The organism is Candidatus Viridilinea mediisalina (genome assembly GCF_002532535.1).
Lineage (GTDB): Bacteria > Chloroflexota > Chloroflexia > Chloroflexales > Chloroflexaceae > Viridilinea > Viridilinea mediisalina.
Genome location: NZ_NQWI01000066.1, coordinates 1 through 8,941 on the forward strand (window position 1 = coordinate 1; position 8,941 = coordinate 8,941).

Annotated in this window: 5 protein-coding genes; 3 read left to right on the forward strand and 2 right to left on the reverse strand. The window is 59.2% G+C overall.

What is annotated here, in order from left to right:
- Positions 1-311 precede the first annotated feature (311 nt).
- Positions 312-3,593, reverse strand: coding sequence for an NACHT domain-containing protein (locus CJ255_RS13745; RefSeq protein ID WP_097644675.1), 3,282 nt, complete (start codon positions 3,591-3,593; stop codon positions 312-314).
- A gap of 429 nt (positions 3,594-4,022) precedes the next feature.
- Between CJ255_RS13745 and CJ255_RS13750 the strand changes: the two genes are divergently transcribed.
- The 3 genes from CJ255_RS13750 to CJ255_RS13760 are packed head-to-tail and all read left to right on the forward strand — an operon-like array spanning position 4,023 to position 8,090.
- Positions 4,023-5,381: a BMP family lipoprotein gene (locus CJ255_RS13750; protein WP_097644676.1), complete on the forward strand. Its 1,359-nt coding sequence runs from the start codon at positions 4,023-4,025 to the stop codon at positions 5,379-5,381.
- Between the two features lie 58 nt (positions 5,382-5,439).
- A complete protein-coding gene (locus CJ255_RS13755; RefSeq protein WP_097644677.1) occupies positions 5,440-6,957 on the forward strand; it encodes an ABC transporter ATP-binding protein in 1,518 nt (505 codons plus the stop codon).
- Positions 6,958-7,013: 56 nt separating this feature from the next.
- Positions 7,014-8,090, forward strand: a complete 1,077-nt coding sequence (locus tag CJ255_RS13760; protein WP_245863409.1) for an ABC transporter permease — start codon at positions 7,014-7,016, stop codon at positions 8,088-8,090.
- A gap of 292 nt (positions 8,091-8,382) precedes the next feature.
- Here the strand turns inward: CJ255_RS13760 and CJ255_RS13765 are convergent, their stop codons facing one another.
- Positions 8,383-8,754, reverse strand: a complete 372-nt coding sequence (locus CJ255_RS13765; protein ID WP_097644678.1) for a GxxExxY protein — start codon at positions 8,752-8,754, stop codon at positions 8,383-8,385.
- Between the last annotated feature and the right edge of the window lie 187 nt (positions 8,755-8,941).

The window sequence follows — 8,941 nt, forward strand, 5'->3', positions numbered from 1 at the left end:
TTGCCGATTGCCGATTGCCGATTGCCGATTGCCGATTGCCGATTGCCGATTGCCGATTGCCGATTGCCGATTGCCGAATGCAGATTGCCGAACATGGCGTCCCAATGGGCTTTCGCGTTCTTGATAATGCGGCATGTTCAAGGGTAATTGGTATAAGCTGACGTTGACGATTGTGAGGAACGCAATAAAATGGCGGTGCCTGCGCCCCTCTCCCACAACGTGGGAGAGGCGGTGCCCTGCCCTTCGACAAGCTTAGGGATCGCTTGCCGAAGGGGGGAGGGGGTGAGGGCCATCCATGGCATCCCAAAGCCCTATCCATGTATGTTTGTGCGAGCTTGAGCGGAGATCACCACCCGAAAACCTCGAGAATTGACCCTGAAACTGGGATGGAGTCTGCCGCGTGCCCCACAACGGACACTTGTGCTATCATTCCAACATGAGCCTCCTCGAATAGGTACATCGAATTTGTCAGGGGTGAAATCTTGTTCCAGGGTAGCCGAGCCTTCGGGGTACGTCTTATAGCTATTGCTCATCCATTCCCAGACATTGCCAGCCAGATCCATTGCCCCACAAGCGGCCATGCCCGCAGGGCAGAGTCCCACCGGCGCGGGGGTGTTGCGTTGCCAAGCGTCATAGACCGCGTGCTCTGGGGTGGGTACTGCTGACCCCCAGGGATATTCCCGACGCTCTTCCGGCCCGGCAAACGCCGCCGCAGCTTCCCATTCTGCTTCACTGGGCAGACGCAGCGTGTGGCCCGTAGGCAAGGCCGTAGCCACTTGGCTGCCCAGCCACGCACAGAAGGCGGTGGCTTCATACCATGTCACGAACACCACCGGATGGTTTACGGTGCTGAAGTGTGGATTGCCCCATTCATACGGCGCAGTATACTTGCCACGCCACCCTAGTCCGTTGGTTGTCCAGTAGCTATCGTCGCGGTAGCCCTCGGTTACGAAGCGGGCGAATTGAGCTACGGTGATGGGCAAGCGGGCGATCCAGAAGGGGGGCAGGGTGTGTTCGGTTGTTGCCCCCTTCCCATCCCAGCCCCCGATACGGTAGGTTCCAGCAGGCACATAGCGCCAGTAGTGTTCGCCTTGGTCGGTCAATACGGTCGAGGGATGCATGAGGCTCTTGCGCCACGCATCCTCGCTTACGGGGTAGCGTGGGTCGCCAAGTTCGCCTAAGATGCGCCCGGCCATCAGGCGGTCGGCAGCGGGAACCATAGCGTCGCGGGTGGTGAAGAGGGCGCAGAGGGCGCGGCGGAGCGGGCGCTCAATCTCGGCTTCCAGATCGAGTTCGTCACTCACCGCAAAGGCTGCACGTCCGCCCATACCCTGATAGGTCAGGGCTGCCAGGCGTGCATCTTGGGAGCGTTGCGCCGGTGATTTCACCCGTTTCACATCACTCCAGAGCCGCTTGAGCCAGAGGAAGCCTTGGTCTCTCGCCTTATCTTGGGCGGTCAGCCGTCCTGCAAGGAGTACCAACACCTTGCGCCAACGTTCACGGTCGTCGCTCTGCCACGCGGCATGGGCAAGATCGCGCATCTTTGGATCTGCGGCCAGGTAGCAGGCCGCGAGGTACTCCTGGAACGAAAGGTGAGGAAAGGCAAAGGTTTCATCGCCACGCGCAATGAGCAGCCCGGCCTCTTCCGCCAGAATGCGCGTGAAGGTCTTGTAGGCACCAAGCGGATCGGGCAGGCTCATACGGTCGAAGAACTTCACCAAACGGGCATGGAGCATATCGTCGCTGATTACGCCCCGTCCCTCTTCGCCACGTGCGTCGCGGTGGGCCTCATAGGCCAGTTGGTGGAGAGGGTTGCGCAGCAGGGGCAGGGTGAGCCCCGGAGGATTTCCCAGCCGTTCGATCAGGCCCGGACGCTTGAGGCCCGGCTGACGCACCGGCTCCCAGCGTTCTAGCAACAGCAGGACACACTGTTCGTACAGATCCACCTCTTGCTCTGGCACCCGGTCGTTGTTGTGCAGTAGTGTGAGCATGGTGAGCAGCAGCGGCGAGGCGATCAGGGGCTGAAGGGCAGGACGGGCTACGAGTTGCTCGATCAGAGCATCGGCGGTCTGCTTGGCTCTCTGAATGGTCAGATCGGGGTCGAAGTCGGCCAGCGCACGAAACCATGACCGCACAAAGGTCTTGACTTGCCCAAAGGCGAGGGGGGTGAGGGTACGTACTTGCCAGCCCTCATCTTGCGGTAATTGCCAACTTCCCGCGCTCTGGTAGGGCAAGACGCGACTGGTGATGACGATGCGTACGGGGGTGCGTGCCACCAGGCGCTGCAAGGCATGTGAGATCACGCTTCGCGGACTTGCTTCGCCTCCCTCGGCTGAGAGTTCATCTAGCCCGTCGCAGAGCAGGATGACGCCTCCACGGTGCATGGCCTCACGCAGAGACTCAAGCAGCCCCACACTTGCCCCCTGCGGCCCATTTAGGATGTTGCCTAGCGTTTGCCACAGTGCCACGTCGGGGTCATGGGTTTTGCCGAGTTGTTCAGCGACCTGGGCCAATGGGATAAGGATTGGGATTGGGGTTGCATCATCGGGCCAGCCCGGCAGCACAAGGTGAGCGCCACAGGCACGACGGGCTAGGAGGTGGCCAAGGTAGCGCAGGACGGTGCTCTTGCCCGAGCCTGGATCGCCCAACAGCACGAGCCAACGCTGTAAGGCAATCGCCTCAATTGCCAATTCGGGGCGTTGGAGTTCCACGATGAGCAGTGTGGCATCGTCTATCCCAGTGAGTTCAGCATGCTCCAGCATCGTGGCGGATAGGGCTTCGGGAGGCCCTGAATGGCTCTCACCCCCTACACCCTTCGGCAAGCGGTCCCTGAGCTTGTCGAAGGGCAGGGCATCGCCTTGCCCATGCTGTCGCAGAGGAGCGAGGGCACCGCCGTGTTGTTGCGTTCCTTTACGTTCTTTTGCGGCAAGTGACGCAAATCCAACCATAATCACCTGCTCTGGGCGCACATCATCCGGCCCGCGCTTAATCTTCTCCAAGCGCTTCAGGAAACGGCGTACCCGGCCCGCTGTGGTGGATGTTCGCAAACGTACCACTCGTGGGCCATTGGTGGTGAGGCTGGTATAGACTGCTTGGAGGCGCAACTCAGGCACCGCACTTTGATCGACATCCTGTTGCCCTTTGACGGGATTCGCGATGCGCTGAAGGCGTAAATGGTTGCACTCAGCGGCGAAGTAGGCCAAATAGTTACTCAGTAGCCTCGCTGCGTTCGTCGGCGGCTGATCGCCGTAGTAGATGTGGATCGTTTGCTGGGTAGCCACAAAGGCATCGCGGCCCGCTCCAATCGTATCAACCCGCTGCTCAAGCTTATCACGGGCGACTGCGTCACCAATGTGCGTCGGCCCTTGGAGGGTGTTATTGACCCCCATGTTGACCCCGCCTGCTTGGTTAGACTGATTGATCGCGCTGCCACTTGTGGGTAGCATCTGTTGCAAACGTGCCAACTCCGCTGCTTTCGCATCACGCTGTTGCTGCAAGAGGGCCTGGGCCGCAGGCATACCGGCTAACGTCACGAGAGCTTGATCAAGTTGTGCAAGTTCGGCGCGTAGGCGTTGGATGCTTGGTTCGGGCATAGGGCCTCCTTCCGTAAAACCCCGCGTTTGCACGTTTTCACAATGGTTGTGTAGACATCCACCCACATATGCTACCTCATTACGGATACATCAACATTGCTTCGTTGGTGTATGCTGCTCAATATAGCACTGTATTGCCACAAGTGCATGCTCATTACGCACAATTCGAATCGTAGGAGGTACAAGGACAAACCAACCGAAGTTGACACCCATGAGCCGATCCGCTATACTCCAAACGGTTCTTAACGTGAACTTAATGGTAGGTGGGTGGCTCAGGCCGAACCGACCTACGCGCTACAGCAACGCAGCTACCTGGGGAGTGTACCCTCGCTTCTGCGTATGCCATCCTTCGCGCCGTTGGCAGACCAATGCTGCCTACGGCGCTGTTTTTTGTCTCTGGCCCGTTACAGATGCTTGGAGGACGTGACCATGCGACGACCACCCGTTCACCTGTTGGTGCTCTTGCTGCTCATTGTCGGCCTGTTGGCCGCCTGTGGTTCGGCACCAGCAGCCCCCGTGGCAGCGCCCACGGAGGCCCCCGTCGTTGAGGAGCCTACTGAGGCTACTGAAGAATCCACGGAGGCCGAGGAGCCTACTGAGGCCACCGAAGAGCCCACCGAGGCTACCGAAGAGCCCGCCGAGGCCACCGACGAAGAGCCCACCGAGGCACCGGCTGTCAGCGAAGACGATGAGTATGTCTTTGGGATGGTGCTGGTCGGGCCGATCAACGACGGCGGTTGGAACCAGGCCCACTTTGAGGGCGGTGAGTATGTTGAAGCCAACCTGCCCGGCACCCGCTTCATCTACATTGATAAGGTCAACCCTGCCGACCGGCCCAATGTGACGGTTGAGCAGGCGGTGGAGGAGTTGGTGGGCCAAGGGGCGCGCTTCATTATCACCAATAGCGCCGAGTTTGCCGATGGAACCAACACCGCTGCTGCGGCCCATCCCGACATCTACTTCCTGCACGCTTCGGGTGATGGTGTGCTGACAGGTGAGGCTCCAGAGAATGTGACCAACCTCATGGGCCGTATGGAGTATGGCAAAATGATTGCGGGCTGCGCTGCCGCGCTCCAGAGTGAGAATGGCCGCCTTGCCTACCTTGGCCCCCTGATTGACCCCGAAACGCGCCGTTTGGTCAATGCCACCTTCTTGGGCGCTCAGTATTGCTGGGAGACCTACCGCGAGCGTCCGGTTGAGGAGTTGGAATTCAAGGTCACCTGGATCGGTTTCTGGTTCAATATCCCCGGCGTGACCCTCGATCCGACGCGGGTGGCAACCGATTTCATCAGCGAGGGCTATGATGTGATCATTTCGGGCATTGATACCACCGAAGGGCTGGTGGAGGCCAACAAAGCGGCCCAGGCGGGCCAGAATGTTTGGGCCGTGCCCTACGACTACATTGATGCCTGTGCCCAGGGCGAAGAGATCTGCCTGGGTGTGCCCTACTTCAACTGGGGGCCGCGCTACATCGAGATTATTGACGAAGCGCGTGCGGGCAACTTCATGGCCCGCTGGGAGTGGCTTGGCCCCGATTGGAGCGACATCAATAACCTTGAGACCAGCATGATTGGCTTTATCAAGGGGGCTGGCCTGACCGAGGAGAATGGCGCGATCATTGATGAGTTCATTGCCAAACTGGCTGAGGGCGACCTGCAACTCTTCAGTGGCCCGCTCTTCTTCCAAGACGGTAGCGAGTTCGTTGCTGAGGGTGCGGTCGCAACCGACGAGGAGATCTGGAATACCCCTCAGTTGCTCCAGGGCATTGAGGGCCAGAGTGCGCCGTAGTCTTAATTTAGGGTAGGGTATGCGAGGGAACCAGGTTCCCTCGCATACCTTTTATTGCATGCAGATCGCCATCCACAACCTAACCAAATGCTTCGGGAGCCTGCGTGCCAACGATGGGTTGAGTTTGAGTTTTGCGGGTGGGCAGATCCATGGGGTGTTGGGCGAAAATGGGGCCGGCAAGAGTACCATGATGAAGCTCATCTCGGGCTATTTGCGTCCCGATGGCGGCGAGATTCGCCTTGATGACCAGGTGGTTCACCTGCGTAGCCCCGGTGATGCCCTGCGGGCTGGGGTGGGGATGGTACACCAAGAGCCGCTTGATGTGCCCGCGTTTAGTGTGTTGGAAAATTTGCTCTGTGCCGCGCCGCGCCAGGCGCTACCAAGCCGCGCCGCAGCGCGGACAAAACTGCTGGATTTGGCTCGGCAACTGCATTTTAGCCTTGAGCCTGATGCGCCCGTCAACCAGTTGACCGTGGGCCAGCGCCAGCAGCTTGAGTTGGTGCGCCTCTTGCTCTGCGGGGCGCGCACGCTGATTCTTGATGAGCCGACCACCGGGATCACTGCTGCCCAAGCGCGTGCCCTCTTCGCCGCCCTGCGTCAATTGGCCAACAGCGGCAGCACGGTGCTTTTTGTTTCGCATAAGCTCAATGAAGTGGCCGAACTCTGCGATACCGTCAGTGTGCTGCGTAGCGGTCAGGCGGTGGGTCGCCAATTGAACATGCCGCAACCCCAAGAGCAGCTACTCCAATTGATGTTTGGGGCCGCATGGAACGCTGAAGTGCGCCCACCACAAGGCCGTGAGCAAGCAAACGGGCATGCTGTTGGAACTCAGCCTGTGCCCACATGGCAGCTTGAGGCGGTACGGGCGCGTGAGGGCAACCTGACGCTCGCCAATGTGAACCTAGAACTGCCCGCTGGACGTGTCATCGGCTTGGCCGGACTTGACGGCAGTGGCCAACAGATCCTGCTGCGTCTGCTGGCCGGACGCATGCGCCCCGAAGCTGGGCGGATACGGGTGCATGGCCAAGATCTGAGCGGAGCCAGCGCCAGTGCCTATCGCCAGGCGGGGATTGAGTATCTGCCTGCCGACCGTATGCTCGATGGCGTTATTGGCGCATTGAGTCTCACCGAACACTTTGCGCTACTGCAGGGCAAGGGCCAACTGGTTGATTGGCGTGCCGCCGAGCGTGAAGCGCGTGAAGCGATTGCCGCCTATGGGATCAAGGCAACGCCCGTCAGTCGCATCAACAGCCTCTCCGGGGGCAATCAGCAGCGCGCCATGCTGGCCCTTGTACCCCAGGCGTGTCGCGGTATCGCCTGCGAACAGCCCACTCGTGGCCTCGATGTTGCTTCAGCACGAGCGATCTGGCAGCGCCTCTTGGCCCGCCGCGACGCTGGCTGCACGATTGTCTTTGCCTCACCCGATCTCGACGAACTGATGAACTATAGTGACCAGATTATGGTCTTCTTCGCCGGAGCATGTTCGCCCCTCATGGCGCGTAACGAACTGAGCAGCACACGTCTGGCTGAATTGATTGGTGGTGTTGGCTTTACCCCAGTTATGAGTGACCAGTGACGAGTGCCTATTTCCTATTTACTCGTTTCTATTTCCTTCCCTAAGGGCTTGAAGGCATGAACAAAATCGGATCGCTGCTCTCGCCGCCCCCCTGGACGCCGCGCCTCTGGCAGATCATGCTGCTGCCCTCGCCCTTTATCCTTGCACTGCTGGGGGCGCTCGGCATTACTACCCTGGTGATGCTCATTGCTGGCGTCTCGCCCTTAGCGGTCTACCAAATTCTCTTCTTTGGTGCTTTCAGTACGCCTGTGCGCTTCGGCGATATGGTGATGCTGGCAACGCCCCTGATTCTCTGTGCCAGTGGCCTAACCCTCACCTTCGCAGCGGGGCTCTACAACCTCGGCGTAGAGGGGCAAGTGGTCTTGGGGGCGATTGCCGCCATGATCCCCTTGCGGCTCTTTCCCGAACTGCCCACGCCACTCCTCTGGACACTCAGCCTCAGTTGCGCGGCATGTGGCGGTGCCTGCTGGGCATTGCTTGCGGCAAGCCTACGTCTAGGGGCGCGTGTAAGCGAAATCTTTGCGGGGCTAGGGCTCAACTTCCTCGCCAGTGGCTTGGCGCTCTACCTGATCTTGGGGCCGTGGCGTCGCAGCGGGGCAGCCGCAGCATCAGGCACCGCCCTGCTACCGCGTGACATCTGGCTGCCCACCCTCGAAGGCTTGCGCCTAGCCCCCCTGGCCCCGATCATCGCGCTCCTCGGCCTGGGCCTCGTCTGGTGGGTACTCAGTCGTACCCGCTGGGGGCTGGAGGTGCGCGCCGTCGGCATCAACCCCAACGCCGCCGACCGGCTCGGCGTCGCGGCGACGTGGCGCATCGCGCAGGCCATGGCGGGCTGCGGGGCATTAGCCGGGATCGCGGGCGGCTTGCAGATCATTGCCGTCTTCCACCAACTCATCCCCAACATCTCCAGCGGCGTCGGGCTATTGGGCCTACTTGTCGTCCTCCTAGTCCTCGCCCGCCCCGTCTGGGTCTTGCCGGTGAGCATTATTTTTGCCAGCTTCACCGTGGGTAGCGTACAATTACCCTTGGCATTAGGGGTGGACAGCAGTATCGCGGGGGTCTTGCAGGGGGCCTTGGTGCTATCGGCACTGTTGGCTCGCGGGGTGAGGAGGGAGAGGGCGCAGAGAATTTGAACCACAGAGGCACAGAGGACACAGAGGTTTTTTGTTTTTGAGGGAGGGAGAGGGCGCAGAGAATTTGAACCACAGAGGCACAGAGGACACAGAGGTTTTTTGTTTTTGAGGTTTTGAGATTATTCTGTTAGTATCATTTCGGATTGATGTTGTAGTCTGAAAGCATTTGTTAGCGCGAAGAAGCCTTGGGCCGCGACGCTGGCTGAGCCTGTCGAAGCCAAGCGGCGCGGCCCAGGACTTTTTCGCGCTAACAAGCATTTCTGCTCCCCGCTCCCCGCTCCCCGCTCCCCGCTCAGATAATAAGACGCTTAATGCCTTCTTTCAGGACTGGTACATAGAAATTGATCAACAAGCCGGTCTTCCAGTTGCCGAGACGCATGTAGGTTAAGGCTTGTGCTTCGTGAATGGGCAGTATGCTCTGTACTGCTTTGAGTTCTACGAGAACTCGATCATTGACAACAAAATCAACACGGTAGTTGCTATGTAGTTCATGTCCCTTGTAGTACACGGGCAATTCCAGTTGACGCTGGAAACTGAGGTCACGTTGTGTGAGTTCAAAGTTGAGACACTCCTCATAGGCGCTTTCGAGTAATCCGGGGCCTAAGCAGCGGTGAACTTCGATGGCTGCACCGATGATGGTACGTGTGAGTTGATCCTGTTTCATCTGTTACCTCTTGAGTTATGCTAGTCCTACATGATATACCGCTGCAACGTGGGAAAAGTTACGCTTTTGGGGGGGAGGGAGGGAGAGGGAGGGAGAGGGCACAGAGAATTTGAACCACAGAGGCACAGAGGACACAGAGAGTGAGAGGGATTAAGGTTGTTTTTTTAATAAATAATGGAAGGTTGAG

What these genes read in the sequence shown, in the direction of transcription:
- CJ255_RS13755 (WP_097644677.1), top strand. Translation starts at nt 5,440, where the DNA reads ATGCAGATCGCCATCCACAACCTAACCAAATGCTTCGGGAGCCTGCGT.
- CJ255_RS13750 (WP_097644676.1), top strand. Translation starts at nt 4,023, where the DNA reads ATGCGACGACCACCCGTTCACCTGTTGGTGCTCTTGCTGCTCATTGTC.
- CJ255_RS13760 (WP_245863409.1), top strand. Translation starts at nt 7,014, where the DNA reads ATGAACAAAATCGGATCGCTGCTCTCGCCGCCCCCCTGGACGCCGCGC.
- CJ255_RS13765 (WP_097644678.1), bottom strand. Translation starts at nt 8,754, where the DNA reads ATGAAACAGGATCAACTCACACGTACCATCATCGGTGCAGCCATCGAA.
- CJ255_RS13745 (WP_097644675.1), bottom strand. Translation starts at nt 3,593, where the DNA reads ATGCCCGAACCAAGCATCCAACGCCTACGCGCCGAACTTGCACAACTT.